Raw genomic sequence first — 2,252 nt, 5'->3', positions numbered from 1 at the left:
GGGCCGGCGTCGACCGTTCCGCTCGGGGTCAGCGCGTTCTGCGCCTGCAGCACCTGCGACAGCGTGCCGACGTCGAGCCCGAGTGCTGCCACCTTCTGCGTCGAGAATTCCAAATAGATCTTTTCGTCCTGCTGGCCGATCAGCTCGACTTTGGCGACGTCGGGCACGGTCAGCAGCCCGGCGCGCAGGCCGCTCGCTAAATCCTTCAGATCGCGATGGCTGACGCCGTCGGAGGTAAGCGCATAGATCAGCGAATAGGTGTCGCCAAACTCGTCATTGTAGAAGGGGCCCTGGACGCCGGACGGCATCGTCGGCTTGATGTCGTCGAGCTTCTTGCGCACCTGGTACCAGAGCGGCTGCACCTGCTCGGCCGCGACCGTGTCCTTCAGGTTGACGAAGACCACCGATTCGCCGGGCTTGGTGTAGCTCTTGACGTAGTCGAGGTTGGGAAGCTCCTCGAGCTTCTTCTCGATCCGGTCGGTGATCTGCTCCACCGTGTCGCTGGTCGTTGCGCCCGGCCATAGCGTTTTGACCACCATGGTCTTGATGGTGAAGGGCGGATCCTCTTCGCGGCCGAGCCCGGTGTAGGCGAAGATGCCAGCGAGTGCGGCCGCGATCATCAGGTAGATGACGAAGCTCTTGTGGCGCAGTGCCCATTCGGAAAGATTGAAGCTGGTCATGATGCGACTCCTTTTTCATGGCGCGCGCCATCCCGGCGCGCGGCCGGCCTGCGCCGGCTGAAGACTTCAGTGATTGGGCTGGGTGGCACCCGCCGGTCGGGGCGGGCGTTACTCAGGCCAGGCTGTGCATGGTGCCCGGGATGCGGTACGGCCCTCGCTCGGCCAGCCGGGGTTTGATGGCAAGCCCGGCAAGGTAGCGCTGGAAGGTGGCTGCCTCCTGCACCGGCGAGGCCAGCGCGACATGGCCGTCGGGCCGCACCAGATAGGCACCGTCGCGATGCAGGCCCGTGGCTTTAGCCATGTCGGACCAGGCGAAGCTGTGGATCGGGATGCCGGTCGGAGCCAGCATCGCCCGGAACTCGGCATTCGCCTCGCCATAGACATGCACCTGCCAGTCCAGCGAGCGCAGCGGCTCGAAATTGTTGCCGCTGGCGGAGAGGACATAGGGCAGGCGGTCGCCGCCGCTGATTTTCCCGGCCGTGCCGGAACTGATCGGCCCGGAACGGTACTGGATCGCGGCCTGCGAGATCAGGCCGAAGAAGGCACGCGAGCCGTACGACGTGTGCAGCAGCACGTTCATGATCTTCGGCATCAGATAGCGCCGGAACAGGCCGACCAGGCGCGAGCGGCTGGTGATGAAGCGGAACGCCGTGTCGGTGCTCTCGATCAACTTTCGAGCAAAGGCGATGCGTTCAGGCTCGTAGCTGTCGAGCAGGCGCTGATCGGCACGGCCTTGAACCACGGCAGCGAGCTTCCAGCCCAGGTTGACCGCATCGCCCATGCCGGTGTTCATGCCCTGGCCGCCGGCCGGGCTGTGGATGTGGCCGGCATCGCCGCAGAGGAATACGCGGCCGACGCGGAAGCGTTCGGCAACGCGGTGGTGGACGCGGTAGGTCGAAAACCAGTTGACTTCGTTGACCTTGATACCCGTGTCGCTCTCGACATCCGCGCGGATCGCCTCGAAGGTGATCGTCTCGTCGGCTTCATGCGCCTTCGGGACGATGCCGATCAGACGCAGTGAACCGGATTGCCTGACCGGCATGACGATCGCGAAACCGTAAGCGCTGACTGTAGTGTCCATGCCATTGCGGGTGACCGCGCCGCTGCCCGTCACGTCGGCGACGTAGAAGGCCTGTTCGTAGGTGCCACCCGGGAAGCCGATATTTAGCCCATGCCGCACGGTGCTGCGGGCGCCGTCGCAACCGACGAGATAGGCAGCGCAGACTGTCTCGGTCACACCGCCATTGCGCAATGTGGCGACAACCGAACTGCTCCTGTCCTCGAACGCGACCAGCTCCGTGTTGCGCTCGACCCGAACCCCGGCGCGCTCGAGATGCGTGACCAGGATATGCTCGTGAATGTCCTGCGGCAGCGCAAATGCGAAGGGGAACGGGCTGATGCCGCGGCCGAAGTCGGAGAGCGGCAGCTTTGCGGCAATGCCGGCCGGCGTGCGCACGGTGAGTTGCTCCAGCCGCACGCCGGCGGCAAGCACCTCCTCGACGATGCCGATCTGTCGATGGAACTCGAGCGTGCGGGCCTGGACGGCGAGCGCGCGCGATGTCTCGCCTGGAC

At 65.1% G+C, this 2,252-nt stretch carries 2 protein-coding genes; both read right to left on the bottom strand.

Annotated elements, in window-relative coordinates; all coding sequences use genetic code 11:
* Positions 1-680 (bottom strand): efflux RND transporter permease subunit (locus EOA86_RS31445; RefSeq protein ID WP_164892176.1); only part of this gene is annotated, 680 nt, incomplete at its 3' end.
* A gap of 112 nt (positions 681-792) precedes the next feature.
* The coding region (locus tag EOA86_RS31440) for an FAD-dependent monooxygenase (protein ID WP_128345167.1) at positions 793-2,252 on the bottom strand (1,460 nt) is incomplete at its 5' end.

The organism is Mesorhizobium sp. M5C.F.Ca.IN.020.32.2.1, from assembly GCF_004023105.1.
GTDB lineage: Bacteria > Pseudomonadota > Alphaproteobacteria > Rhizobiales > Rhizobiaceae > Mesorhizobium > Mesorhizobium wenxiniae.
The sequence above is the reverse complement of the archived record's forward strand: the minus strand, read 5'-3'. Positions and strand labels throughout refer to the sequence as shown.